The organism is Citrobacter sp. MGH105 (genome assembly GCF_001037485.2).
Classification (GTDB): Bacteria; Pseudomonadota; Gammaproteobacteria; order Enterobacterales; family Enterobacteriaceae; genus Citrobacter; species Citrobacter portucalensis.
The window spans coordinates 1,485,884-1,511,694 of the sequence record NZ_CP073048.1 but is presented as its reverse complement, the minus strand read 5'-3'; the positions used below and the strand labels follow the sequence as shown (position 1 = coordinate 1,511,694).

The 25,811-nt window shown below is 55.6% G+C and carries 29 protein-coding genes; 3 read left to right on the top strand and 26 right to left on the bottom strand.

Annotated elements, in window-relative coordinates; translation table 11 throughout:
* Positions 1–5: 5 nt before the first annotated feature.
* Entirely contained in the window at positions 6–722 is a 717-nt protein-coding gene (locus SK35_RS07035; RefSeq protein WP_048215811.1) for a type 1 glutamine amidotransferase, read from the top strand.
* A gap of 81 nt (positions 723–803) precedes the next feature.
* On the opposite strand, the gene cysM is transcribed toward SK35_RS07035, so the two are convergent.
* The 10 genes from cysM to SK35_RS06985 all read right to left on the bottom strand — a co-directional run bounded on the left by cysM (position 804) and on the right by SK35_RS06985 (position 9,206).
* On the bottom strand, positions 804–1,715 hold the full coding sequence (cysM, locus tag SK35_RS07030) for a cysteine synthase CysM (RefSeq protein WP_048215810.1): 912 nt from the start codon (positions 1,713–1,715) through the stop codon (positions 804–806).
* A 67-nt stretch (positions 1,716–1,782) separates the two neighbouring features.
* Positions 1,783–2,880, bottom strand: coding sequence for a sulfate/thiosulfate ABC transporter ATP-binding protein CysA (gene cysA / locus SK35_RS07025; protein WP_003038066.1), 1,098 nt, complete (start codon positions 2,878–2,880; stop codon positions 1,783–1,785).
* Positions 2,870–3,745 (bottom strand): sulfate/thiosulfate ABC transporter permease CysW, encoded by an 876-nt coding sequence (gene cysW, locus SK35_RS07020; protein ID WP_048215809.1) that lies wholly within the window; start codon positions 3,743–3,745, stop codon positions 2,870–2,872. The genes cysA and cysW overlap by 11 nt, the downstream gene beginning before the upstream one ends.
* On the bottom strand, positions 3,745–4,578 hold the full coding sequence (cysT, locus tag SK35_RS07015; RefSeq protein WP_003038061.1) for a sulfate/thiosulfate ABC transporter permease CysT: 834 nt from the start codon (positions 4,576–4,578) through the stop codon (positions 3,745–3,747). The genes cysW and cysT overlap by 1 nt, the downstream gene beginning before the upstream one ends.
* Positions 4,579–5,595: a thiosulfate/sulfate ABC transporter substrate-binding protein CysP gene (gene cysP / locus SK35_RS07010; RefSeq protein ID WP_003835019.1), complete on the bottom strand. Its 1,017-nt coding sequence runs from the start codon at positions 5,593–5,595 to the stop codon at positions 4,579–4,581. It lies immediately after the preceding gene.
* A 157-nt stretch (positions 5,596–5,752) separates the two neighbouring features.
* A complete protein-coding gene (gene ucpA / locus SK35_RS07005) occupies positions 5,753–6,544 on the bottom strand; it encodes an SDR family oxidoreductase UcpA (protein WP_003835020.1) in 792 nt (263 codons plus the stop codon).
* Positions 6,545–6,716: 172 nt separating this feature from the next.
* Entirely contained in the window at positions 6,717–7,616 is a 900-nt protein-coding gene (gene yfeX, locus SK35_RS07000; RefSeq protein WP_048215808.1) for a porphyrinogen peroxidase, read from the bottom strand.
* A 93-nt stretch (positions 7,617–7,709) separates the two neighbouring features.
* The gene (locus tag SK35_RS06995; RefSeq protein WP_048215807.1) at positions 7,710–8,285 is read right to left on the bottom strand and encodes an RpoE-regulated lipoprotein; all 576 of its coding nucleotides are present in this window, start codon (positions 8,283–8,285) and stop codon (positions 7,710–7,712) included.
* 59 nt (positions 8,286–8,344) lie between these two features.
* On the bottom strand, positions 8,345–8,794 hold the full coding sequence (locus tag SK35_RS06990) for a DUF2919 domain-containing protein (protein ID WP_008785415.1): 450 nt from the start codon (positions 8,792–8,794) through the stop codon (positions 8,345–8,347).
* A complete protein-coding gene (locus tag SK35_RS06985; RefSeq protein WP_003038048.1) occupies positions 8,781–9,206 on the bottom strand; it encodes a GNAT family acetyltransferase in 426 nt (141 codons plus the stop codon). Before SK35_RS06985 ends, SK35_RS06990 begins: the two co-directional genes overlap by 14 nt.
* 212 nt (positions 9,207–9,418) lie before the next feature.
* Between SK35_RS06985 and amiA the strand changes: the two genes are divergently transcribed.
* Together amiA and hemF are read left to right on the top strand one after the other, a co-directional pair.
* Positions 9,419–10,288: an N-acetylmuramoyl-L-alanine amidase AmiA gene (gene amiA, locus SK35_RS06980; RefSeq protein WP_003038046.1), complete on the top strand. Its 870-nt coding sequence runs from the start codon at positions 9,419–9,421 to the stop codon at positions 10,286–10,288.
* A gap of 2 nt (positions 10,289–10,290) precedes the next feature.
* Positions 10,291–11,190, top strand: coding sequence for an oxygen-dependent coproporphyrinogen oxidase (gene hemF / locus SK35_RS06975; RefSeq protein ID WP_048215806.1), 900 nt, complete (start codon positions 10,291–10,293; stop codon positions 11,188–11,190).
* Positions 11,191–11,285: 95 nt separating this feature from the next.
* Here the strand turns inward: hemF and eutR are convergent, their stop codons facing one another.
* From eutR to eutP, 16 genes are all read right to left on the bottom strand, one after another.
* Positions 11,286–12,338 carry an HTH-type transcriptional regulator EutR gene (gene eutR / locus SK35_RS06970; protein ID WP_003835032.1) on the bottom strand — a complete coding sequence of 351 codons (1,053 nt, stop codon included), beginning with the start codon at positions 12,336–12,338 and terminating at the stop codon, positions 11,286–11,288.
* 48 nt (positions 12,339–12,386) lie between these two features.
* Positions 12,387–12,917: an ethanolamine utilization microcompartment protein EutK gene (gene eutK, locus SK35_RS06965; RefSeq protein WP_048215805.1), complete on the bottom strand. Its 531-nt coding sequence runs from the start codon at positions 12,915–12,917 to the stop codon at positions 12,387–12,389.
* A gap of 11 nt (positions 12,918–12,928) precedes the next feature.
* On the bottom strand, positions 12,929–13,588 hold the full coding sequence (gene eutL / locus SK35_RS06960; protein ID WP_003838537.1) for an ethanolamine utilization microcompartment protein EutL: 660 nt from the start codon (positions 13,586–13,588) through the stop codon (positions 12,929–12,931).
* 9 nt (positions 13,589–13,597) lie between these two features.
* On the bottom strand, positions 13,598–14,494 hold the full coding sequence (gene eutC, locus SK35_RS06955; RefSeq protein WP_008785418.1) for an ethanolamine ammonia-lyase subunit EutC: 897 nt from the start codon (positions 14,492–14,494) through the stop codon (positions 13,598–13,600).
* Between the two features lie 20 nt (positions 14,495–14,514).
* Positions 14,515–15,876 carry an ethanolamine ammonia-lyase subunit alpha gene (eutB, locus tag SK35_RS06950; protein ID WP_003038029.1) on the bottom strand — a complete coding sequence of 454 codons (1,362 nt, stop codon included), beginning with the start codon at positions 15,874–15,876 and terminating at the stop codon, positions 14,515–14,517.
* Positions 15,877–15,887: 11 nt separating this feature from the next.
* Positions 15,888–17,291, bottom strand: a complete 1,404-nt coding sequence (eutA, locus tag SK35_RS06945) for an ethanolamine ammonia-lyase reactivating factor EutA (RefSeq protein ID WP_048215804.1) — start codon at positions 17,289–17,291, stop codon at positions 15,888–15,890.
* Positions 17,288–18,520 carry an ethanolamine utilization protein EutH gene (gene eutH / locus SK35_RS06940; RefSeq protein ID WP_003835043.1) on the bottom strand — a complete coding sequence of 411 codons (1,233 nt, stop codon included), beginning with the start codon at positions 18,518–18,520 and terminating at the stop codon, positions 17,288–17,290. Before eutH ends, eutA begins: the two co-directional genes overlap by 4 nt.
* A 119-nt stretch (positions 18,521–18,639) precedes the next feature.
* Positions 18,640–19,827 carry an ethanolamine utilization ethanol dehydrogenase EutG gene (gene eutG, locus SK35_RS06935; RefSeq protein WP_008785420.1) on the bottom strand — a complete coding sequence of 396 codons (1,188 nt, stop codon included), beginning with the start codon at positions 19,825–19,827 and terminating at the stop codon, positions 18,640–18,642.
* Positions 19,817–20,656, bottom strand: coding sequence for an ethanolamine utilization protein EutJ (eutJ, locus tag SK35_RS06930; protein WP_008785421.1), 840 nt, complete (start codon positions 20,654–20,656; stop codon positions 19,817–19,819). The genes eutG and eutJ overlap by 11 nt, the downstream gene beginning before the upstream one ends.
* Positions 20,657–20,668: 12 nt before the next feature.
* Positions 20,669–22,072: an aldehyde dehydrogenase family protein gene (locus SK35_RS06925; RefSeq protein ID WP_003835050.1), complete on the bottom strand. Its 1,404-nt coding sequence runs from the start codon at positions 22,070–22,072 to the stop codon at positions 20,669–20,671.
* 11 nt (positions 22,073–22,083) lie between these two features.
* Entirely contained in the window at positions 22,084–22,371 is a 288-nt protein-coding gene (eutN, locus tag SK35_RS06920; protein WP_003038011.1) for an ethanolamine utilization microcompartment protein EutN, read from the bottom strand.
* 114 nt (positions 22,372–22,485) lie between these two features.
* On the bottom strand, positions 22,486–22,779 hold the full coding sequence (gene eutM / locus SK35_RS06915) for an ethanolamine utilization microcompartment protein EutM (RefSeq protein WP_003835054.1): 294 nt from the start codon (positions 22,777–22,779) through the stop codon (positions 22,486–22,488).
* 42 nt (positions 22,780–22,821) lie between these two features.
* Positions 22,822–23,838: a phosphate acetyltransferase gene (pta, locus tag SK35_RS06910; RefSeq protein ID WP_008785422.1), complete on the bottom strand. Its 1,017-nt coding sequence runs from the start codon at positions 23,836–23,838 to the stop codon at positions 22,822–22,824.
* Entirely contained in the window at positions 23,835–24,638 is an 804-nt protein-coding gene (gene eutT / locus SK35_RS06905; RefSeq protein WP_003835057.1) for an ethanolamine utilization cob(I)yrinic acid a,c-diamide adenosyltransferase EutT, read from the bottom strand. The genes pta and eutT overlap by 4 nt, the downstream gene beginning before the upstream one ends.
* Before the next feature lie 9 nt (positions 24,639–24,647).
* Positions 24,648–25,346: an ethanolamine utilization acetate kinase EutQ gene (gene eutQ, locus SK35_RS06900; RefSeq protein WP_032944171.1), complete on the bottom strand. Its 699-nt coding sequence runs from the start codon at positions 25,344–25,346 to the stop codon at positions 24,648–24,650.
* Complete coding sequence (eutP, locus tag SK35_RS06895; protein WP_003037998.1) at positions 25,324–25,803, bottom strand: ethanolamine utilization acetate kinase EutP; 480 nt, start codon at positions 25,801–25,803, stop codon at positions 25,324–25,326. The genes eutQ and eutP overlap by 23 nt, the downstream gene beginning before the upstream one ends.
* Between the last annotated feature and the right edge of the window lie 8 nt (positions 25,804–25,811).

The window sequence follows — 25,811 nt, the reverse complement described above, 5'->3', positions numbered from 1 at the left end:
AAAAAGTGCGAGTTCATTTTGTTATTCATGAGTCTTTTGAATCTGCTGGCGCGTATCTGCCGTGGGCCGAATCACGCGGCTATAGCGTCAGTTGGTCGCGCGTTTATGCCGGAGAAGCAGTCCCTGCGAACGCCGATGATTTCGATATGTTGGTGGTGTTTGGCGGTCCACAGTCACCACGAACCACGCTGGCAGAGTGCCCGTACTTTGATTCTCAGGCCGAGCAGCATCTGATCAACCAGGCGATTGCGGCACGTAAAATTGTGGTGGGGATCTGCCTGGGTTCACAGTTAATCGGCGAAGCGCTGGGTGCGAAGGTGTGCCAGAGTCCGGAAAAAGAAATTGGTCACTACCCCATCGTTCTGACCGAAGCCGGTCAACAGCACCCGCTGTTCAGCCATTTCGGCTCACCGCTTACCGTCGGTCACTGGCACAACGACATGCCAGGAATAACCGACCAGGCGACCATTCTTGCTGCCAGCGAAGGCTGCCCACGACAAATCGTGCAATACGGTAATTTCGTCTATGGTTTCCAGTGCCATATGGAGTTCACTGCTGACGCGATTGAAGGATTAATTCAGCACTCAGAGCAAGAGTTGGCTGAAGCTGAAGGGAAACGCTTCATCCGCCCGGTTGAAGAGATGCGCGCCTGGGACTACCAGCAAATGAATGAGAAGCTGTGGCAATTCCTTGATAAGCTTGTGGAAAAACGTAACGATTAATCATCCCTGGCCGGATAAAACATTATCCGGCCATCGTGCCAGGCAGTTACCTGATGGCGCTGCGCTTATCAGGCCAAAAAGTTAAATTCCCAGCCCCTGATTAAAGTGCTCTTCACCAAAGACGCCGGTCGAAAGGTAGCGATCGCCGCGATCGCAGATGATCGCCACAACTACCGCGCCGGGCGTAGCACGTGCAACGCGTAACGCGCCCGCGACCGCGCCGCCAGAGCTGACACCGCAGAAAATTCCTTCACGCACGGCCAGTTCACGCATGGTATTTTCGGCATCATTCTGATGAATATCCAGCACCTCATCCACCAGCGAGGCGTTAAAAATGCCCGGCATATATTCCGCAGGCCAGCGGCGAATTCCCGGAATACTACTGCCCTCTTCCGGCTGCAGGCCAACGATAGTGACCGCTTTTTCTTGCTCACGCAGAAAACGCGACACACCGGTAATGGTGCCTGTCGTTCCCATACTGGAGACAAAGTGGGTAATACGACCTGACGTCTGCTGCCAGATTTCCGGTCCGGTGGTGGTGTAATGCGCGTACGGGTTATCCGGATTATTAAACTGATCCAGCAACTTACCTTCTCCACGCTGCGCCATTTCAAGAGCTAAATCGCGCGCGCCTTCCATCCCCTGCTCTTTGGTGACCAGAATCAGCTCGGCACCATAGGCGCGCATCGCCGCACGGCGCTCCTGACTCATGTTGTCTGGCATCAACAGCTTCATGCGGTAGCCCTTCAGCGCGGCGATCATTGCCAGCGCAATTCCGGTATTACCGCTGGTAGCCTCAATCAGCACGTCGCCTGGCTTAATTTCTCCGCGCTTTTCCGCTTCGACGATCATCGACAACGCGGCGCGGTCTTTCACCGAACCTGCGGGATTATTGCCTTCCAGCTTGACCCAAATTTCACTACCGTTATCCGGCGCCAGACGTTGTAATTTCACCAGAGGCGTATTGCCAATTGTTTTTTCTAATGTGTTCACGTTATCAGCTCGTAAAAAAGCCCGGTAAGCGTAGCGCCACCGGGCGATAACTATGCAAATTAACCTATCAGGCTGATTGCGCCAGGGCAAGTTCCTCTTCACGCGTTTCAATACGCTGGTCGCCGTTATACAAACGTGCATTTTGCAGCCCGACAAACAGCCGTTCACCGCGGCTCGGGGAATCATCGCCTTGCATGATGACCGTCAGCGGTTCGTTGTACCACCCGAGGGGTTGTACAACTAATTGGGTGTAGTGCCCCTTCGGACTAGCTTCCAGCACCTGCACCGGCAGCGGCGAATCCAGGCTGGTACGGCGGCTCACATCCACTTCCCATGGACGCAGGAACAGATCGACCGGTCCCTGGTAGCCAGGTGTATAGCCCAACGGCCAGCGGTGTGCGCCCACGTGGAACTGTCCGCCACGAATCGTCCCCTGCAGGCGGTTAACCTCGCCCATAAACTCCAGCACAAAACGGGTGGCCGGTTCGCGCCAGACCTGATCCGGCGCATCGGCCTGTTCAATATGGCCCTGGCTCATCACCACCACGCGATCCGCAACTTCCGTCGCTTCTTCCTGATCATGGGTGACAAACACGCTGGTAAATTTCAGCTCTTCATGCAACTGACGCAGCCAGCGACGCAGCTCTTTGCGCACCTGCGCATCAAGCGCGCCAAACGGTTCGTCGAGCAGCAGGATCTGTGGCTCTACCGCCAGCGCACGCGCCAATGCCACGCGCTGCTTTTGTCCGCCGGAGAGCTGTGCCGGGAAACGGTCCGCCAGATGAGCCAGTTGAACCATTTCCAGAAGTTTGGTCACTTTTGCTTTGATGGCCGCCGCATTCGGGCGCTCACGCCGTGGCAGGACCGTCAGACCAAACGCGATATTGTCGAAAACGGTCATATGACGAAACAGCGCATAGTGCTGGAACACGAACCCCACCTTACGGTCGCGGGCGTGCAATCGGCTGACGTCGGTACCGTGAAAACGGATATGCCCGCTGGACTGATGCTCCAGCCCGGCAATAATGCGCAGCAGCGTGGTTTTGCCCGAGCCGGATGGCCCCAGCAGCGCGACCATCTGACCTGAAGGAATATCCAGCGAGATATCGTTCAGCACCTGGGTGCGACCAAAAGACTTCTTAATATTGGCAATCTCAATGCTCATGATTTTCCTCCTGCTGCGCGCGTTTTTCCTGGTTCTCCAGACGCCATTGCAACATGCTCTTCAAAAACAGGGTAATAATCGCCATCAGCGTTAATAGCGCCGCGGCGGTAAAGGAGCCGACCGTGTTGTAGTCCTGCTCCAGTAATTCAATCTGTAGCGGCAGCGATAGGGTTTCGCCGCGAATCGAGCCGGAAACCACCGACACTGCGCCGAATTCGCCTATCGCACGGGCGTTGGTCAATACCACACCGTACAGCAATGCCCAACGGATATTCGGCAGCGTGACGCGGTGGAACATCTGCCAGCCGGATGCACCCAGCAACACAGCCGCTTCATCTTCATTGCTTCCTTGGCTTAACATCACCGGCACCAGCTCACGCACCACAAACGGACAGGTCACGAACACTGTCACCAGCACCATCCCCGGCCAGGCAAACATAATTTGCAGGTTATGCTCATCCAGCCACCCACCAAGCGGGCCGTTAGAGCCGTAAAACAGCAGATAGACCAGACCGGCGACCACCGGCGAGACAGCAAATGGAATATCCAGTAACGTTAGTAGTAGTTGGCGTCCGGGGAAGTTAAAACGGGTCACCAGCCAGGCCAGCAACACACCAAACACCAGGTTCACCGGCACCGCAATTAGCGCAATCAGCACCGTCAGCCAGATGGCATGCAGCATGTCCGGATCCGCCAGGTTCTGTAATACCGGCATTAATCCCTTGCTGAACGCCTGCACGAAGATGTAAATCATCGGCACCAGCAAAATAAACGCGGAGACCAGCATGCCCGTGCCGATCAGAAACCATTTCCCCCAGTTGATGCGGGGTGCACCATAGCGTTTCAATTGGGTAATGTCTGCCATCAGTGACCTACCACACGTCGACCAAAGCGACTTTGCAGAGTGTTAATTGAAAACAGCAGCAACAACGACGCCCCGAGGATCACAGAAGCAATCGCGCTGGCGGCCGGGTAGTCAAACTCCTGCAAGCGAACAAAAATCATCAGCGAGGTCACTTCCGTTTTCCATGCGATGTTTCCGGCGATAAAAATAACCGCGCCAAACTCACCAAGGCTGCGGGTAAACGACAGCGCAACGCCCGCCACCAGCGCAGGAGACAGCTCCGGCAGCACTACTTTACGGAAACTCTGCCAGCGCGTAGCACCGAGCGTTTCTGCTGCTTCTTCATATTCCGGGCCTAACTCTTCCAGTACCGGTTGCACGGTACGCACCACAAACGGAATGCTGGTAAAGGCCATCGCTACCGCGATACCGAGCCAGGTGTAGGTCACCTTGATATCCAGCTTCGCCAGCCACTCGCCGTAGAAGCCATTAACCGAAAACAGTGACGCCAGCGTCAGACCTGCCACCGCCGTAGGCAGTGCAAACGGCAGGTCCATCAGCGCATCCAGCAGCGTACGGCCCGGAAAGCGATAGCGTGTTAAGATCCACGCCATCAGCAAACCGAACACGCCGTTAAAAATCGACGCCACAAACGCCGACAGCAGCGTCACTTTATAAGCCGCCACCACCTGCGGATTGGTAATCACATCCCAGTATTGCGCCCAGCTCATTTGCGCCAGTTGCATCACCAGCGCGCTCAGCGGCAGCAGCAATATCAGGCAGACAAACAGTAAGCTGGTGCCCAGGCTCAAAGTGAAGCCGGGCAGCACACGTCGGGAAGAAACAGCAAACATTTACTTACGCCCCGCCGCCAGCAGTTTGTCCAGCTCACCGCCGCTGACAAAGTGCGTTTTCATCACTTCAGGCCACGAGCCAAACTTATCTTCCACACGGAACAATTCGGTCTGCGGGAATTTATCTTTCAGCTTGTCCATTACCTGCGGGTTATTCACGCGGTAGTAGAAATCGGTAATGATGGTTTGCGCCTGCGGGCTGTACAGCCAGTTCAGGTAAGCTTTCGCCGCTTTTTCAGTACCGTTGGCCTGCACATTTTTATCTACCCAGGCCACCGGGAACTCCGCCAGAATGTTGACCTTCGGCACCACCACTTCGAAGCCCTGGTCTTCATACTGTTTACGGATGTTGTTCACTTCCGATTCAAACGTGATCAGCACATCACCCAGACCGCGTTCAACAAAGGTGGTCGTTGCACCGCGACCGCCGGTATCAAACACTTCCACGTTTTTCAGAAACTGGGTCATAAACTGTTCGGTTTTGGCTTTATCACCACCGTCAGCTTTATCTGCCGCGCCCCACGCAGCCAGATAGGTATAACGCGCGTTACCGGAAGTCTTCGGGTTAGGGAAAATTAGCTTCACGTCCGGGCGAACCAGATCGTTCCATTCGTGGATATTCTTCGGGTTGCCTTTACGCACCAAAAACGCCATGGTGGAATAGAATGGCGAACTGTTATTCGGCAGGCGGCTTTGCCAGTCGGCAGGGATCAGCTTGCCTTTGTCATGCAGGATCTGCACGTCGGTCACCTGGTTATAGGTCACGACGTCAGCTTTCAGCCCCTGCAAAATCGCCAACGCCTGTTTTGATGACCCGGCATGAGATTGTTTAATCGTCAGTTTGTCGCCGCCGTTATCCTTCGCCCATTGCTGTTCAAACGGCGGATTAAGGGCAGCAAACAGCTCGCGGGAAACATCGTATGAACTGTTCAGCAGTTCCGTTGCCTGCGCTTGCCCCACCAGCAACAGCATGGCTGCCAGCGTCAGTGTTCTTTTTTTCAGTAAGTTAACGGCCATTGCGCACCCTTATAAATTAAATGACTTTCTTATGGTCATCATATTTATAACCAGTGCTAAAGGAGTAACGGTTTTATATACCGTTTGATGATTTGAAAGTTGAAAAGAGAATAAGGGGTACCTCCTCCCCAGCACATGGGGAGGAGACCGGCATCAATCAGACGCCGACGCTAACGCTTTCAGGCAGGGTACTGCCGCCATCAATCACGTTTTGCGTGCCAGTTAAATAACTGGACTCATCCGATGCCAGGAACGCCGCCAGTTCACCGACCTCAAGCGGGCAGGCCAGACGACGCATCGGGATCGCTTTCGCCATTTCGACTAAAACGGATTCAGGATCTTCCGGGTTAGACTGACGCGCAATGCTTTCCGCCATTGGCGTACGAACGTAGCCAGGGCAAATGGCGTTCACGCGAATGCCGGACTGCGCATATTCTACCGCCAGGGATTTGGTCAAACCGATGATCGCGGCTTTCGACAGCGCGTAGGCCGTTTCGCCCGGGTCAGCAACCATATCGCCGGTCACCGATGACATCATCACGATGCGCCCATCTTTGCGCGCAATCATCTCCGGCAGAACGGCTTTCGTCACGTTCCAGACGCCTTTAATGTTGATATCAATGTGAAAATCGCGATCTTCATCGCTCATATCAAGGAAGTTGCCGAGGCGGCATACGCCGGCATTGTTCACCAGAATATCGATTTTGCCTTCAATCTGCTTCGCGCGCGTCACCGCTTCCTTGACCGACGCAAAATCTCTGACGTCAGCGTGAACGGCTGTGCAACGGTGCCCACGCCCAGCCAACTCATCCGCCAGTTTTTCAATCTCATCGGAGATATCCAGCAGGATTAAGTTCGCACCATGGCGGGCAAACGTTCTGGCGATACCCTCACCAATACCCTGAGATGCGCCCGTAATCAATGCTGTTTTGCCCGTGAGTTTTCCCATTTCAATATTCTCCTTTTGAATATGAAGCCTTCGCTTCATTCACGCAGAAGATACAGCAATAACAAATTAGTGCTGAGGAATAGCTCACTAAATCAGGTTAATCTCAGGTAAAAAAAATCCCCGACGATGCGGGGATGTCTATTTCGTGGCCGATAACAGGATCAGCTCACCATTACAGCGCCATTAAACGGTCCAGCGACGGTGCAAAGTAATAGCCGCCGGTTACCGGTTTGGTGAAGCGCAGCATCGCATCACGCTTACCGTCAGTGTCACCAAACATGCTCAGCAATTGTTGTTCAATGTTGTACAGACGAGCGCAGTAGGCGCAGAAATAGAGACCATGCGTGCCGCTGGCAGTACCGTATGGCAGGCTCTGGCGCACAATTTTCAGCCCTTTACCGTCTTCTTTTAGGTCAACACGGCTCAGGTGAGAGGTGACCGGACGGTCATCACCGTCGATCTCTTCGTTGGCTTCCTTGGTGCGACCAATCATCATTTCCTGGTCATGGATGCTCATGCGATTAAGCTGCTTCAGGTTATGTTCCCAACGCTGCACAAACACATAGCTGCCACCGGCATCCACGCCATCTTTGATAACAGCAACTTCACGGCGCGTTTCTTCGCCTGCCGGGTTTTCCGTACCGTCAACAAAGCCGCTGAGATCGCGCTCTTCGACCCAACGGAAACCGTGGATTTCTTCTTTAACTTCAATACAGTCGCCAAATGCTTCCATTGCCGCCTGCGCAACGGAGAAATTCACGTCATGACGCAAAGAGAGAATGTGGATCAACACGTCATATTGGGTTGCTGGTGCCAGACCTTTACCGTAAGGGATAAAGTCTTTTAACTCTTCAGCACCGACGCCGCCACTCAATGCACGCCAGGTGTTGTTGCCAAAAGCGACAACCGCGCCCAGATGCGCATCCGGGAACTTAGCTTCAAAGGTCGCCAGCTTATCGGCGAAGGTTTTGCTGGCCGCACGCAGGGCATCAACGTCGCCTTTAACATTGGCTTCAATCCAAATCGCCGCACGGCAATGTTCTGGCAAAATGCCACTCTGAACCTGAGACATTGTTCCTCCTGAAAAAAAGATGCCACGACATCGTGGCATTGATGGGCGCTATTCTACCTGTTTTTTTAACAAGCCGATTTGTTCAGACGCAAATTAACGCCGCCAGATAATTTTGCTTACTTTCCACGCTTTCAGCGTGTCGTCAGACGGCATTATATCCTCAGGCCCACTCCATTCGCCGGAAAAAATATAGCTAATATGTTGACTTCCCTCAGCTTTACACTCAACGCCCGCGCTGTCATCGCCGGTTGCTTTTTGGCAATTGCCGAAAGCTTTAGTGTAAAGGTCGCTAAACGGTGTACCGATTTCGACACCCGCGGCTGACGAAATATCGTGATCTAATACATCAATACGACTGATGGTTCCCTGGCTGCCGTTGATGACTATCGCCAGCTTGTCGTCTTTCATCGCTTCATAGAAGCGCACCACATTACCGTTATCGGTCTTCATTCCGCTACGCAGGCGGTAATCACCGTCCAGCGCATCAGCAATGGCTTTTTCATCCAGCGGCGTAGCGCCCGTTAACGCTCCTACGCCCTGCTCTGTGACCTGCGTTGAAGAACCAAACCAGTTCCACGGATTGGCGGCAGACCAGTTCACCGAGGACAACGTTGAACACCCGGCCAGTAGCAGCGGCATCGCGCATAAAGTCAAACGCAGTGATTTCATTTCACTTCCTTCCTTATTTATCAACGTTGCTTGGAGTCCGGCTTCCCCAAAAAGTGCCGTTATTCTTTCTCAAGGGAAAAACAGGCGCGCAGACGTTGATTGGTTAACAGCCAGATCAGCGCGACAATATCCGCCACCAGCAGCGCCAGCCCGACGCCATTGAGAGGATCGCCTGCCAGCCACATCACCGGCTGCCAGCACAGCAGCACCAGTTGAGCGAGAATCAATAATCCGCGCAGCCAGCGCCAGAGCACCGGAAACGCAAAGCGTCGCCCACTGAGTAAAAACGCCAACACGGCGGGAACGCCGGGAAGCAACCCCAGCCAGAATGCGTCATGATCGGGATAAAACAGATTCAGCAAGGTGTTGCCCTGCTCACGGGAAGAACCGGCAATCACAAACAATACCCAGGTGCGTGCCTGCAACAGCAGTACGCACCAGAAGAGAAAAGGCAGGCGCAGACGCCCATGACCGTCATAGTCGGCCGGATGAAACTCAGTACTCTTCATCTTCGATCAAACGCTTGCCCAGATTGAGTACATCCGCATGTTCATAGCCCAAACGTTCATACATGCCCTGTACGACGTCGTTATCGTCACGCACCATGATTTGAATCTTCGGACAACCGCGGGCAATGAGCTTTTTCTCCAGCCGGTTGAGCAGCGCATTGGCGATGCCGCGACCGCGAAACTCAGGATGCACGCCCAGGTAATAGGCGGAACCGCGATGCCCGTCGTATCCGCCCATCACCGTACCGACCACCTCGCCGTTCACTTCAGCAACGAGGAACAAGCTGACGTCATGATTGACTTTACGTTCGATGTCCATTTCAGGGTCGTTCCATGGACGCAGCAAATCACAACGCTCCCAGAGGGTGATCACCTCTTCGAAATCTTCCTGGCGAAAAACGCGTATTTCCATGGTATTGGGTACCTTTTCAGGACGTTAAAAAGCGATTATGGCGCGAACGGCTGATTTAGCCAATATCTGACGCGAAGCGGCGGAAAAAATGGCATAATACGGAACTGTCACGTATTGAAATGAAAAGTAAAACAATTCTTATCTCGATCCGTCGCAACGGACTACGCGATACGATATAACGTTTAGAACCTTTTTTTTACAACTCAGGCCGTATGAGCACTTTTAAACCACTAAAAACACTCACATCGCGCCGCCAGGTGCTGAAAGCCGGGCTGGCCGCCCTGACGCTGTCAGGCATGTCACAAGCCATCGCTAAAGAAGAAGCGCTAAAGACCAGCAATGGACACAGCAAACCGAAAGCGAAAAAATCCGGTGCTAAGCGCGTTGTTGTCCTTGATCCGGGGCACGGAGGGATTGATACCGGCGCAATTGGTCGCAACGGGTCGAAAGAAAAGCACGTGGTACTGGCGATTGCCAAAAACGTGCGCTCGATCCTACGTAACCAAGGGATTGATGCACGCCTGACCCGCTCCGGCGATACGTTTATTCCGCTCTACGATCGCGTCGAGATCGCCCACAAACATGGTGCCGATCTGTTCATGTCGATCCACGCCGACGGTTTTACCAATCCGAGCGCTGCGGGCGCTTCGGTCTTTGCCTTATCCAATCGCGGCGCCAGTAGCGCCATGGCGAAATATCTGTCCGATCGTGAAAACCGGGCCGATGAAGTCGCCGGAAAGAAGGCCACTGACAAAGATCATTTGTTGCAGCAGGTGCTGTTCGATCTGGTGCAAACTGACACCATAAAAAACAGCCTGACGTTAGGCTCGCATATTCTTAAGAAGATCAAGCCGGTACACCGTCTGCACAGTCGCAGCACGGAACAGGCCGCCTTCGTGGTGCTAAAATCACCTTCGATTCCGTCGGTCCTGGTCGAAACCTCGTTCATCACCAACCCGGAAGAAGAACGATTGCTGGGTACGGCGGCGTTTCGTCAGAAAATCGCCACCGCTATCGCCAATGGCATCATCAGCTATTTCCACTGGTTTGATAACCAGAAAGCACACTCGAAGAAACGTTAACCATGAAGCCCGATGCACAGCGCGTAAAACAGTTCCTGCTCAGCCTGCAGGATGAAATTTGTCAGCAGTTATCCACCTTAGACGGCAGCGAATTTGTTGAGGATAACTGGCAACGCGAAGCGGGCGGCGGCGGGCGCAGTCGGGTGTTGCGTAACGGCGGTATTTTCGAGCAAGCAGGCGTTAACTTCTCCCACGTCCACGGCGATGCAATGCCGGCCTCGGCTACCGCGCATCGCCCGGAGCTTGCCGGGCGCAGTTTTGAAGCCATGGGTGTCTCGTTGGTGGTGCACCCGCAGAATCCCTACATTCCAACCAGTCATGCCAACGTACGGTTTTTTATCGCGGAAAAACCGGGGGCCGATCCCGTGTGGTGGTTTGGCGGTGGCTTTGACTTAACGCCCTACTACGGCTTTGATGAGGATGCGGTTCACTGGCATCGCACGGCGCGGGACCTGTGCCAGCCGTTTGGCGATGACGTTTATCCACGTTACAAAAAGTGGTGCGATGACTACTTCTTCCTCAAGCACCGCAACGAGCAGCGCGGCATTGGCGGGCTGTTTTTCGATGATTTGAATACCCCTGATTTCGACCACTGCTTCGCTTTTATGCAGGCGGTAGGTCAAGGATACACCGAGGCGTATCTGCCCATCGTCGAACGCCGTAAAATGATGAGCTGGGGCGAGCGCGAGCGTAATTTCCAGCTTTATCGTCGTGGGCGCTATGTGGAATTTAATCTGGTGTGGGATCGCGGCACGTTGTTCGGTTTACAAACCGGCGGGCGCACGGAGTCGATTCTGATGTCGATGCCGCCGCTGGTACGCTGGGAGTATGACTGGCAGCCGGAAGCGAACAGCCCGGAAGCTGCCCTTAGCGAGTTTATTCAGGTCCGCGACTGGGTGTAATTGCCTGATGACGCTACGCTTATCAGGCCTGCAACAACGGCAAACCCGTAGGCCGGATAAAACGCGTTAGCGTCGCATCCGGCACAATAATCTCATCATGCCCACTGGCGCATACGCTGATGCAGCGTCAACGACGGTTTCTCCGCAAACAGCTGCTGGTAGTCGGTGGCAAACTGCCCTAAATGCCAGAATCCCCACTGCATGGCGGCGTCTTTCACCGTCGCACTCTGCGACCATGGGCTTATCAACTCACGGCGCACGGCGTTCAGGCGAATACGTTTCAACCAGGCATTCGGGCCAATACCGAGGATCGCGTGAAAGGCGTTTTGCAACGTCCGGCGGCTAACGTGCAGCTGATTGCATAAGTCGAGCACGGTCAGCGGCTCTGACATATTTTCCAGCACATATTCGCGCGCACGTGACAGCAAGCGACGATAGCTCTGATGGCTGATGCTCTCCGCAGTCATAATCGGCTGCGCTTCTTCCAGCATGGTGCCCATCGCCAGCAGCAGGTTATCCCCCAACACTTTACGCACCGCGGGTTGGTGAAGGTTTTCAGGATTCTCACTAAACGTCGCCAGCGCCTGCTGCACAAAGCCCCATAGCGCGGCTTTGTGTTGTTCTTTAACTTCCAGCGCCGACTGATTGCGCAGCATATGCAACACCCTTTCCGGGTTATGCAGGAAGTTGGCCTGACGAGCAATGGCCTCTTCCGAAATGACGACACCCAAAATGGTGTAATCATCCGGGGTACTCAGTTCAAACTCCGTCCCGCCTGGGCGGGTGGCAATTTCAGCGCTACCCAAACACTGGGTACCAATAAATCCCTGCTCGCCGCGCGTGGCCGGAATGCCAAACCAAAATGAGTTTGGCCAGACAAGGCACGACTGACGCAGCGCCAGTCCGGTGTATTCACGGAACACCTGAATATCATCGAGCAGGATTTCCGTGAACTCGCCATGAAATTTTCCCGGATGCAGTTGGTCGTAGATCTGCTGCCAGGCGGTAATCGTCAGCGCGTGCTCATACACATCCGTTGTTCGCCGTTGGTGAACGTTGTCCACTTCCACTTTCGGCGTCAGTTTAACGTCTTCGGGTAATACTTCATGATAAAGATGGTGCAAGTTTGCAGTACGGTTCTTTTTCATGATCTTTTAAGCCGGAAGCTTCAACGAAGCCCCCGGCCCTCCGACAGGTTAATTTTTTAAGCGGTAGCGACTACTGCGTTTACGCAACGCTCCATCAGAAAAGAGCTGTTCCAGCGCATTTCTGGCTTCATCAAGTGACCAGCCAAAGTGGGCCGCCACTTCCCCTGCCGTCATTCCTTGACGGACCGATGCTAACAGCGTCAGAAGTTGGGCAGAGGATTCAGATGTCACTGGGGCGTCCTGTGTCTTCTCTGGTTTCACTTCTGTTTTCGCTTCTGGCTTCCGTTCAGGTTTCTTCGGCTGGCGTTTAAAACCGCCGATCAGCCACTGGGTGTCATCGTCCGGCCGGCCTATTTCCTTACGGCTGATAACACGGCCCGTACGCGCTGCGGCTGCACTGCCAGCATCCAGCGCTGCGCGGCATGCCGCCAGATCGCCTTCCACCACCAGCGTCAGCCGACCAGGATCGAGCACTTCGTGGCTAAGCAGACGCACGTTCGCGGCTTTCAGCATGGCATCGGCCGCGTCCACGGCAGCCACCATGCCATCCACTTCCAGTAATCCCAGTGCATTGATCATCACTACCTCTCTTACGCGCGCTGGATTGGATTACGGGCAATATCCAGAACGGCATCGGCAAAGGCGTTACATGCGGCTTTACAAGCGGCCTGGCTACCGGTCAAAAACGCGGCTGAATAGTTAGTTTCTGACGGCGGTGGTACATAGGTCACCAGTTGTACATCGGCAGATTTCAGCGCGGCATCAATACCAAATGTCGCTTCCAGCGGCGGTGCTACCAGATACGCCATCGGATCGCCCAGTCGGCATCCCGCGGTTGCGGAGAGATACGAACCGGTACGCGAAACCACATGCGCCAGGAAGGCGGTATCTTCTGCGTCATTCGCCCACTGGAATGCCGCCCCGCTTTCAATATTGGCCACCATCGCGTCCAGACCCGCGCGAACTTCGGCCGGGTTTGGTCCACCGAGCATAATCAGTACTTCGCCCGAGGTTGGAGAGGGACTATGCGCCGCACCGGCATACAGCGAGCGGCCATAAACCACTTCGACCATTGCCTGTTTTGTCGCTTCGTCTGCGGCAATATACGCCACGTCATCAGAATCTGCTGTGATGAGTCCGAGGCTACGTATATGTGGCGGTAATTTAAGTTCGCGGGCAAAACCGTCATTTACCGAGGCAATCACACGCATTGCGGTGACTGAAGGTCTAATTAAATCTAATGCTGGCATGATGCCTCCTTAACGGGTCATATTGATGCCGGATGCTTTTTGCTCCAGCATGCGCTTGGCCAAATCCACAATCACCGCCGCCGCTTCAACCGGTGGCGTACCGCCCTGGTGAATGTTCGAGATACAGGTACGATCAGCCTCAACGGTGGTCGCCACACGCGGCGAATAGACGGCATAGCAAGAAAGACTTTCCGACTGGCCGAGGCCCGGACGTTCACCAACCAGCAGGATCACCGCTTTTGCACCCAGCAGTTCGCCGATCTGATCTTCGATTTTCACGCGCCCATAGCGAACAAAGAACGGCGTCCCGACCTTCAATCCGGCCTGTTTTAAGCCCGACAACAGCGGCGGCAGGATCTCTTCATAGTTAGCGGTAATCGCGTCGGTAGACAGGCCATCAGAAATAATCACCTGCACATCCGGATTCATTACACACTGTGATTTCAGTGCTTCAATGGCTTCCGCACTCAGACGACGCCCCATATCCGGACGCGTCAGATACAGGTTTTTGTCGCTGATTTCCGAGCGCACTTCCAGCAGCCCCTGGGCTTTTACCCACTCTTCCGGCACTTCTTTCAATACCGTATCTTTCGAACGCGAGTGGTCAGCCAGGAAACGCAGCAGCGCCTGGGTACGCGGACGAGGACCGGCACGACCAGTACATACACGCGCAGCGGTGCTACGGCGAAGTTCAGTCAACACCTCTGCACGGTGCGGATTCTCAACGCCAATCCATGCTTTGGCTTCGGCTGAGCCTAAGTCCATCGCGCAGCTTTCACCGGTCGGCGCGGCGCACTGCGTGGTGCTGCATTTTGCTGGTGCTGACGGTTCTTGAGCCTGCGGTTGAGACTCACCCATTGACGCCATTACGCTGCGTACAATTTCTTCAATCTGTTTTTGATCCATCGTGTGTCATCCCCGCGTCATCAGAAGAACAGTGACGGATCGCCCGCCCGTTTGGTCAGGCGACCGTTTGCCATAATGCCCATGGTTTCCAGCCAGCGTTCAAACTCCGGCGACGGACGCAGGTTCAGCAGCTGACGCACGGTCGCGGTGTCATGGAAGGCGGTGGTCTGATAGTTGAGCATGATGTCGTCACCGAGCGGCATGCCCATGATGTAGTTGCAGCCAGCGGTGGCGAGCAGAATCATCAGGTTTTCGTTAAGGTTCTGGTCAGCATCAGCATGGTTGGTGTAGCAGCAGTCGCAGCCCATCGAGATGCCGCTCAGCTTGCCCATAAAGTGATCTTCCAGACCCGCGCGAATAATCTGACGGTCGTTGTAGAGATACTCTGGCCCGATAAAGCCCACCACGGTGTTCACCAGGAACGGATCGTAGTGACGTGCCAGCCCGTAGTTACGCGCTTCCATCGTCACCTGATCGGCACCGAAGTTCGCGCCCGCGGAAAGCGCAGACCCTTGCCCGGTTTCGAAGTACAGGCAGTTTTCCCCGGCGATACGGTTGAACTCAGCGCCCACTGCGCGCGCTTCATCCAGCATTGCCAGCTCAACGCCAAACTCTTTTAAGCCTTTTTCGCTACCGCAGATACTCTGGAAAATCAACCCGCCCGGCGCACCGCGACGAATCGCTTCGATCTGGGTAGTCACGTGTGCCAGTACGCAGCCCTGGGTCGGGATGTTGAATTTGTCGATAACGCCGTACACGGTATCCAGTACGCGGCTTAAGTTTTCCACGTCATCCGTTACCGGGTTAACACCAATCACCGCATCGCCCGCTCCGAAGGACAGCCCTTCGTAGATTTGTGCGGCAATACTCTGCACGTCATCACGGGTGTCGTTCGGCTGCAAACGGCAGCTGAAGGTGCCCGGCAGACCGATGGTGGTATTGGCCTTTTTGATCACCGGCATTTTCTTACCGCCGTAGATCAGGTCCGCGTTAGAGCAGATTTTTGCTACCGCAGCGACCACTTCCGACGTTAACCCTTTGCGCGTAAACGCAATGTCATCAACGGAGGTTTCATCGCTCAGCACGTACTCGCGCAGCTCGCTGATACTCCAGTTTTTGATACGGTTATAGGCCGTCTCGTTGACGTCATCCTGAATCAGACGAGTAACACAGTCCTCTTCATAGGAAATCACCGGGTTATTGCGGATATCCGCCACCGTCATTTCCGACAGTACCTGCTTGGCCGCCACGCGCTCCTGCGAACTGGTTGCGGCCACTCCTGCCAGCACATCCCCCGAACGCAGTTCGTTGGCTTTTGCCAGCACCTCTTTAACATCCTTAAACTGATAAACATTGCCGAACAATGTGGTCTTTAGTTTCATAAGTCGTTCCCTCAGGAAGGAAATGCGAGTGATTTCACCGTCACCGGCACAACCGATCCGCCAAAAAGAGGCGTACCAATGTCGATATAGTCCCCCGCCCGGACAACCACCTCATCGATGACTGCCAGCGGGTGTTGCTGTAACTGTGGGCGTAACAGCATGCCCAGGGCCTTACCAAAATCCTGCTCGGCTACCACCAGCAGGGGATGCGGATTCGGATAGCGCGCGACAAAGGCCAGCAGCGCATCAATCACCGTTAACAGCGCGGCATAGCGCACCGGCAGCGAACCGGGCAGCGCCAGCACGTAGGCGTCCGTTTGCGGGTCCAGATCGAGCTGCATTAGCGCCTGTTGCCAGGCGGCCACCAAATCAGCCTCATTAACCGGAATCGCCACCGGCAGATTGCGCAGCGGAAGCGCCACGCCTTCCAGCCAGATGGTGCTGCCCGAAAGCGACAGCGTATGCGCACCGGCGCCAATCACCGTGGCGCGCACGGTTTGCGCCGGGAACTGCACATTCATCTCACGCAGGCGCGGATGTTCATGCAGCGCCGTCGCTAACAGCGGGCCAATATCGGAAAAACAGAACGGATCGGCTGGTTGGTTGCGGTAGCACTCGCCCACCCCGCCGGACAACGTAATCACTTCCGGTTTCACGCCCGCCGGTAACAGGCCGGTTTGCATCAGCGCCTGCGCCAGCGGTGATAACGTGCCGTCAATCACCTCCACAATCAGCGCCGCCATCCGTCGGGCTACCTGAACAAGCTGCGCCGCATTGAGGGTTCGGGCGTCGGTGCCCGGACCAAATACGTCATCAACAATCATCTGCCCCGGCTGATGCGCATGTACTACTCGCCCCTGGCCGTCAGTTTCCAGCAGTCGCCCGCCGACGTTGAGGCAAGCCGAACCGCTGACCTTTCCGGCATCAAACAGAACGTAGTTCGACGTACCGCCACCGATATCGATGTTCAGTACGCGGCACAACTTCTGCTCGGACAGGGTTTGTGCCCCCGCACCGTGACCGGCAATCACCGATTCCAGATGCGGACCGGCGCTGGCCACAACAAAATCCCCCAGCGACTGAGAGAGCGTCATCACCGCCGGACGCGCATTACGGGTTTTGGCACTTTCTCCGGTGATGATGATCGCGCCGGAATCGACAGTCTCAGGCGCAATACCCGCCGCCTGATACTGGGCGAGGATCAGCGCCTTAAGTTCGGCCTCTTTCAACCCGCCCTGCTTATCAACGGGGGTAAAGAACACCGGGCTTTGCCAGCTAATTTCGCGTTTGATGAATTCGTAGCGCGGCACCTGCGACACTGCCGCACGGTTGACTAACTCAAGGCGCGAGAAAATCACCTGAGTGGTAGTGGTGCCGATATCGATACCGACGCTCAGTAGCTGGCGAGTATTCACGATTGCGCCTCCGGGTTGGTTTCTACTTCTGCTGGCACATCTTCATCTTTCGGTACCAACAGCATAGCCACACCAATCGCCGTCACGCCGCCAATCAACTTGCCGACAATCATCGGGAAGATCATCGCGTTCATGTTGGCAGCGGCGAAGCCTAAGTGGTCACCCAGTGCAAAGGCCGCGGAGACCGCAAAGGCGCAGTTGATCACTTTGCCGCGGGTATCCATATTCTTCATCATGCCGAACATTGGGATGTTGTTCGCCAGCGTCGCAACCATACCGGCAGCCGCAATATTATTGATTTTTAACAGGTTACCGACGCTCATCAGCGGTTTTTCAAACCAGCGGGTCAGCAGCAGCACCATCGGGTACGCACCAAGCAGCACGCAGGAGATAGAACCGATAACTTCGATGGCGCGCATCACTTCACCCGGCTTGTCGCCCGGCGCCATAAAGATGGGATCAAGACCCGGAATCAGCTCCCAGCCGAGCAGGAATTTGACCACTGCTGCTGCCAGGCCGATGGTGATCAGCGCTACCAGGAATTTCGCGAAGATCTGGAAGCCGTTGATCATTTTTTCCGGGATGAATTTCAGTCCCAGCGCCACCAGCACAGCCACGATCAGCACCGGGATCATATTCATCAGGATCAGCGCGAAGGTGAATTCCACCGGCTGTCCGTTGATTTCGACGCCGGAGTACATCGCAATCAAACCGCCCGCAATACAACCAATCGGAATGGTGACAATACCCGCCAGCACGCCCAGCGCCAGATAACGACGGTCAGACGGTTCAATAATCCCCAGCGCAACCGGAATGGAGAAGACCAGCGTCGGCCCCATCATCGCCCCGAGGATCAGGCCAGAGTACAGCCACGCCGCAACGTCGCCGCCCGCCAGCTCTTTCGCCAGGAAGAAGCCGCCCATATCGCACGCCAGCAGCGTTCCGGCAAACATCGACGGGTTCGCGCCCAGCATTTCATACAGCGGAATAATCACCGGCCCGAGCACATGCGCCAGAACCGGTGCCAGCGCGGTCATACCGACCATCGCCAGACCCAGCGCGCCCATCGCCATAAAACCTTCTTCAAACTGGCCGCCCGATCCCTCAATACTCTTACCAAACTTACCGAGGAAGCGTGCCGAACCGCCGAACTGCGACAGGATCCTGTCCACGGCGGCAATCAGCATAAAGAACATCATGATGTACATGATGATTTCGTTAATTCCCATAGCCCCTACTCCCTGTCATTTGTGATTTGTAGGCCGGATAAGACGTTTACGTCGCCTCCGGCATTAACGCCGTGTTATTGCCGGATGGCGGTGCAAGCACCTTATCCGGCCTACAGGCATTACCCGGCAGCCGCGTACAGGTCGATGATCTGTGCCTGCGTGGCGGTCCGTGGGTTACTGCGAATACAAATATCCTCCAGCGCGGCGTGAGCCCATGCGCTGTACTGCTCGGGCTTTGCCCCAACGTCAGAGAGTCGTTTGGTCTGGCCCACTTCGCTAATCAACTCGCTGACCGCGTTGATAGCATCACGATCGTCCGATTTCTTGTTGGTTAACGCGCGTCCGATATGGCTAAAGCGCTCACGACACACCATGCGGTTGAACCCCATTACCGTGGGAAGCAGCATGGCGTTAGCCTGTCCGTGTGGAATGTGCAACGTCGCCCCCGGCTGGTGCGCCATCGCATGGCACAGGCCAAGCCCAGCGCTGGAAAACGCCATCCCGGCCATACAGGAAGCCAGCAGCATGCTTTCGCGCGCCGCCAGATCCTGACCGTAGCCGACGGCCTTAGGCAGCGATTTACCGATCATCGCTATCGCGCCAATCGCCAGGCTGTCGGTAAACGGCGTCGCGTTCAGGGCGCTATACGCTTCAACGGCGTGCGTCAGTGCATCAATCCCGGTCATCGCCGTTACGTGCGCAGGCACGCCTTCCGTCAATGCGGCGTCAAGGATCGCCACATCCGGCATCAGGGTTGCGTGGGCCAGCACTTTTTTGAGTCCGGTCGCGGCGTCGATAATCACCGTGACGTTCGTGGTTTCTGAGCCCGTTCCGGCGGTAGTCGGTACGGCAATCAGCGGCAGACGCGGGCGTAACACGCTACGCTCGTCCATGTCAGCCAGCGTCTGGGTAGGATTGGTCACCAGCAACGCCACTGCCTTAGCGGCATCCAGCACGGAACCGCCGCCGAAAGCCACGACACCGTCGCACTTTGATTCACGCAGTTGCGCGACTGCCGCGCAGACGTCCGTAATGCACGGTTCACCTACCGGACATGGCCACAGCGTCATTGCCACACCTTTCATCGCCAGGCTGCGCTCCAGTGCCGCGGTCATCCCAGCCTGATGCAGAAAGCTGTCAACCATGACGAACATATGCGTCAGTCCGCGCGTTTGTGCTTCCTGTCCGCAGGTACTGAGCGCTCCCAGTCCACATAACGTAACCGGGGGAACGCTAAACGTTTTTACGCGTTGCAGATTCAGGGTATCGAATGCCTGAAAGAGCGCGGTCTGCAATTCAGCTTGCATAGATTCCTTCCGCTTTTTCTTTTCCGCTGTTGGCAATCGCCAGCGGAGTCATAAACAGGCTGTGCTGGGGTAAATGCACCTGCAGTTCCGGGAAACGCTTACGGAACAGTTCATCAACGCCTGGCTGCATACAGGAGCCACCCGCCAGCCACAAATCAGCGACACCCTGTCCGGCAATATGGTGCGCCACGATTTCCGCCATCTTTTCGTAGACAGGCTTCACCACCGGCCAGATTTCTTTGCCATTGCTGCGCTTGTACTGCTCGGCTTCTTCCAACTGGATACGACGGTTCCCGGCCAGCGTCAGAGAGATATGGTGCCCGCCGGTCGCTTCATCAGCGGAGTAAGTCACTTTGCCCTGTTTAACAATCGCAATCCCGGTAGTGCCACCACCAATATCCACCACGCCGGCGTTATCAAGCTGCAACAGATCCGCCACCGCGGTTGGTTCGTCGAGGACATGGCTCACTTCAAGCCCGGCAGACTCCAGCACGTTAATAGAGATGCGTGGGTCAGTTCCCGGTGGAAACGAGGTTGCCGCATGGGTAAAACGGCAACCCAGTTGTTGTTCGAGCGTATCGAGATGGCGACGAACGATGGTCACCGCACCAAAGAAATCCCAGACGATGCCATCGCGCACGACATCGGCCCAGTCCAGGCAAACCGCGACCGGCTGTCCGTCACTGTCCACAACCATCGACACCACATCACACGTTCCCAAATCAATGCCCAACCACAGCGGTGAATCGCTCTTTACAGGCGTCTGGTTACATAGCGTTGCCGCTTTTAGCAGTCTGGGTGTCAACCAACGTTGTTCGTCGTGCGCCATCTCATTTACTCCTTATACAATTCTGAAGGCGTCTACCAACACACAGCGACGCAGACGCACAAACGTACGCGCACTGGTCACCCCTTCCCCGGTTGGTGTGGTAATGGTCATCGTGGTCCAGCCTTCACCGCCCAGTCCAAGACCGGCAATGCACGGTCCGTTCTTAACGAAGATGCTGGTATCAATGGCGTTTGCCATACGGTTCATATTTTCGATATTGCGTGAGTGCATCGCCGCCGTATGGTGGCAGCCGCCTTCCAGCTTGACCGCCAGTTCAATGGCTTCATCGACGTTAGCAACCCGCACGACCGGCAGCACCGGCATCATCAGTTCGGTAACGGCAAACGGATGCGTCGCGGAGGTTTCGACGAATAACAGACGGGTTTGCTCCGGTACGTTCAGACCAATCGCCGCAGCGATTTTTCCGGCATCGCGCCCGACCCAGTCACGACTGACTGTGCCTTTACCGCGCTCATCGATATTTTTCAGCAGCACCGGCTGCAGCTGTTCGGCCTGAGCCGCGGTCAGTTTCACCGCATGCTGGCTTTCCATCAGACGCATCAGTTCATCAGCGACGCTATCGACCACGATCAGCACTTTTTCGTCGGCGCAGATGATGTTGTTATCAAACGATGCACCTTTGACTATCGACTGCGCCGCGCGTGCCAGGTCAGCCGTTTCATCAACCACCACTGGTGGATTACCCGCACCAGCGGCAATCAGACGTTTGTTGGTGTGCTTACGCGCGGCGTCTACTACGGCTTCACCACCGGTCACCACCAGCAGGCCGATACCTGGGTACTTGAACAGACGCTGGGCAGTCTCGATATCCGGGTTGGCAACGGTGACCAGCAGGTTTGCCGGACCGCCTGCGGCAACCACCGCCTGGTTAAGCAGAGTGATAGCGCGCTGAGAGACTTTTTTCGCCGCCGGATGCGGTGCGAAGACCACGCTGTTACCAGCGGCAATCAGGCTGATGGCGTTGTTAATGACGGTCGCGGCCGGGTTGGTGGATGGGGTTACCGAGGCCACCACGCCCCACGGTGCGTTTTCAATCAGCGTCAGACCGTTATCGCCGGTCAGAACCTGTGGAGACAGGCATTCCACACCCGGCGTGCCGCGCGCCTGCGCCACGTTTTTGGCAAATTTATCTTCGACGCGTCCCATGCCGGTTTCAGTGACGGCAAGTTCCGCTAATTCTCTGGCGTGCTTTTCGCCCGCCTCACGTAGAGCCGTGATAGCCAGTTGGCGCATAGCGACGCTTTTCAACCCCTGCTGGGCCAGTTTTGCTGCCGCCACTGCGTCATCCAGGGAGGCAAAAACGCCCATTTCTTGAACGGCACTGACGGGTTGGCTGCTGTCTTTCATTTTCAGCAGTACCGCTTTCACGACCTGTTCAATATCCTGTTGATTCATGATTTTCTGCCTTATTTATGGAAGATCACCTGACCACCTGCCACCACTTCATCGACAATGCCAATCACGCACAGATCGACAGGCGATGATTCATTCCGGTGCGCCTGACGGGCGGAGCTTCCGCTGACCAGCAGCACCCACTCTCCGGTTCCCGCCCCGATGCTGTCGATAGCAACAGCACATTGCCCGTCGGGATTTCCCTGGGCGTCAATCATTTCCACCATCAGCAACTTGTCGTGCGCGAGCCCCTGATGGCGTACGGTACAAACAATTTGTCCTGTAACGATTGCCAGTTTCATACGCGCCTCCGTGGCATATTTCAGGTAAAACCTCCCCCTACCCTCCGCAGAAGGTAATGTGAAAAGGAGAGAGGGTGACGCCAGCAATGAAGTCTGTGGCGTCACATGGACGACTTACATGTCGTTGCTGTCGCCTTTAAAGCTGATCGGGAACACTTCTTCCAGATCGCCGTGCGGACGTGGGATCACGTGTACTGAAACCAGCTCGCCAATACGCTGTGCTGCCGCAGCACCTGCGTCCGTTGCAGCTTTACATGCCGCTACATCGCCACGGACCATGGCAGTGACCAGACCGCCACCGATCTGCTTCACGCCAACCAGTTTCACGCGTGCCGCTTTAACCATTGCGTCAGAAGCCTCAATCAGTGCAACCAGGCCCCGGGTTTCAATCATTCCTAATGCTTCCATTATGCTTTCCTCTTAAGTCAAAGGGGGGTCCAGAACGGGACCTTATACAACCAGTGTGTGCGAGGCGTTTTCACGACTCACGTCAGTCTGGCGAGGCACTGCTGCCACCAACGCCAGTTCGATAATTTCCTGTACGCTACAGCCACGAGAGAGATCATGAAGCGGTGCGGCAAGCCCTTGAATCAACGGACCTACTGCGCGATATCCTCCCAGACGCTGAGCTATTTTGTAGCCAATATTGCCTGCCTCCAGCGATGGGAAGACCATCACATTGGCATTGCCCTTTAACGGACTGGCGGGCGCTTTTTGCGCGGCGACATCCGGAACAAAGGCGGCATCAAATTGCAGTTCTCCGTCCACGGTAAGCTGCGGGGCACGCTCACGAACGATCTCGGTCGCCTGCTGCACGTTAGCGACGTTAGGATGGCGAGCACTGCCATTACTTGAAAACGACAGCATAGCCACGCGCGGCTCTTCACCTGTGATCGCCTGCCATGTCTGCGCGCTGGCAATCGCAATATCCGCAAGCTGTGCGGCGGTGGGCTGCGGCACGACGCTGCAATCGGCAAAACCTAATGACGGACCAAGGTACTGCGGCAGCATCAGGAAAATTGACGACAGCGTTTTACAGCCAGGCTGTAGCCCGATAATGCGTAATCCGGCACGCAGCACGTTCGCTGTTGATGAGAGATTGCCCGCAATACAGACGTCAGCTTTACCCGCGCTAACCATTGCAGCGGCGAACATCAGCGGATCGTTGAGTTTTTCCAGCGCATCCGCAGGCGTTTTATCTCCCGCGCGGGCCAGCCAGCGCAGCGCAAACTCTTCGCGCATTGGCTGATTGCTTTGCGGATCGATAACCTGAATACCATCCATTGCCACCCGGTGACTGAGGGCAAACTGGCGCAGCGCAAACGGACTGGCAACGAGAATGGGATGTGCCAGACCGTGCTGGTGCAGGTAATTCGCCGCCTTCAGCACCCGGACATCCAGCGCATCCGGGAACACCACCCGTGCCGGTGAGCGTTGGGCGAGTTGACGAGCACGTTCAATGATCATTGCTTCTCCCCCAGTCGCTGTTGAATTTGGTTAACCGTCAGCGGATGCTTCGCAACGCTCAGAATCATCATCACGTAGACCGTACTGGAAAGGCGGTTGAGCGCCTGCATAATGTCCGGTCGCATAACCTCAAAACTGCGAGTGATGAACACCTGGGCCGCCACCGTCTCCGTTTCACGGACTTTGGTACGCAGCAGATTAAGCAGCGCGCAATCACGTCCGTGGCTGGCTTCAGGCACCAGATGGTCGTGGTCCAGATAGCGCAGCGGTTGATGCGAAAGACGGTGTAAATCTTCGTCACTTAACCCCACGACAGCTTGTGCTGCCAGCGGCTCATCCATGGCGTCAGCGCGCATAATATTGCCCAGGCGCGAGCGGATATCCGCCAGCCACGGCTGCCACGGTTCTGCCATCTCAATCTGCAACCACACAGCCAGGGCGATGGTGCTGTCCAGCGCGGCGCGAAATCCCAGCCGAGGGTCACTTTTGGCGACCATCTTGTCCGCCGTCAGATGCGTCAGGGTGTCCGGTTTCTTCGCCACCGGTTGATGGCACAGTTCGCAGCTGGCCTGTGGATGCGTATCACTGCTGGTTAACCCATGCACCGGCTGCGGCTGCTGTTCTTCATCATCAATAAACAGGCTGCCCTGCTCGTCGATAAACTTAATACGCAGATGTCGGCTTTCCAGTAATTCCCGGGCAGACGGCGTCAGGCGAGCGTCAGCGGGGAGATGAATTTCAGCCCCTTCGCTAAGCGTATGATTCGCTCTGAGCCATGCTTCGGTAATGAAATCCTTCATACATCCGCCTTAGCAGGACTGCCAGTTCGCAGGCCAGGCCACATACAGAAACTTCACCGTCGATGGCGTACCAAATTCGATGCTGGAACCTTTCGGGATAAACATTACGTCCCCGGCTTTTGCAATCATGGTTTCGCCTTCGTGGCGAACGTGCAGCTCGCCTTCCAGAATCATGTCGATTTCGTCGTAGTTCAGCGTCCATGGGAAAAAGGCGTTATCCCACTGCATAAACCCGGCGGCCATGCTGCTACCGTCCTGGTCGGTCACCAGATCGGTTAAGCCCACGCAGTGCGGCTGCGCGCCGTCAAAACGACCAAACTTCACGCTGCTGCCGTCGATGACTTTGACGCCGCCTTTGCCGGTTACCGAGTTAAAACTCGGCTGCATTCCGCCCTGCTCCAGCGACTGCTTCTCCTTCATAACTTTGTCCATCAGCTGGGCGACCAGGCTTTCGGTAAACTGCCCTTCCGGTAACTGCGCAATGATGGTTTCGCGAATGCGCTGGCTTTCCGTTTTGCCATCATCAACCGCCGCCGGTACAGCAGCAGTTGGCGCGGATTCATCGCATTCACTGATGGTAACGCCCAGCAGCTCCGCAACTTCGCGCGCCTCCGGGGTAATGATGCTGGCGCGCAGAACAACCGACATTTCCTGTTCGCCGCGTGCGTGGGCCGCACGAATATCGTTAGCTGTGATGAGTTTTTTCACCTGCCCTTTCCTCCTTTTGGCTGAGCTCAGTCAGATAATCCACCAGGTGCTGCACGCTGCGCGGGTCATGGCTATTGAGCTCAAAAATCGGCTCCTGAAACCCCATCCCGCGAAGTAGTTGTCGCGTTGCGGCGACGTCGGCATCCGGCATGTCCGTTTTACTGATAACGGCGATTTGTCGTTTACTGGCGCCGATATCCAACAGCCCGGCAGGTAAGCGACTTTCTTTATCATTTGCCGCGTGTATATAAATCAACGTATCGACATCCTGCAGCGTGGTAATTAAGGCGTGATACCAACGCGGATGGCTAAAATATTCCCCTGGCGTATCGATATCGCCATTTTCATTAAACTCCACGGCCTGTGTTTTTCTGGCGAGGGAATAATTCCCCTGTAGCGCATTAAAGAGCGTTGTTTTCCCCGCCCCCACCGTACCGACAAATGCAATACGTTTCATCGCCGCCT